Source organism: Pseudoalteromonas fuliginea (genome assembly GCF_000690055.1).
Taxonomy (GTDB): domain Bacteria; phylum Pseudomonadota; class Gammaproteobacteria; order Enterobacterales; family Alteromonadaceae; genus Pseudoalteromonas; species Pseudoalteromonas fuliginea.
Genome location: NZ_JJNZ01000221.1, coordinates 1 through 346 on the forward strand (window position 1 = coordinate 1; position 346 = coordinate 346).

Genomic DNA, 346 nt, shown 5'->3' on the forward strand with positions numbered 1-346 from the left:
GAGCATCTTTCTTAATATTATATGCAACAACCCCTTGATATTCTCAAGAAGTATTGGCAACACGATAGCTTTAGAGAGCCGCAAGATAAAATAATTCAGACTGTGCTTGAAGGTAAAGATGCTTTTGCATTAATGCCTACAGGCGGAGGAAAGTCAGTGTGTTTTCAAGTACCTACAATGATGAAGTCGGGGTTATGTCTTGTAATTTCTCCTTTGATTGCTTTGATGAAAGATCAAGTAGTTAATTTATCTACTAGAGGTATTAAAGCTATTGCATTGACGGGAGGTTTGTCGTCTGATGCCATAAGTGATCAGTTAGATAATTGTAAGTTTGGAGATTATAAAT

The 346-nt window shown here is 36.1% G+C and carries 1 protein-coding gene; it reads left to right on the plus strand.

Features of this window, described 5'->3' with window-relative positions:
• Positions 1-21 precede the first annotated feature (21 nt).
• The coding region (locus DC53_RS22795; RefSeq protein WP_033032605.1) for a DEAD/DEAH box helicase at positions 22-346 on the plus strand (325 nt) is incomplete at its 3' end.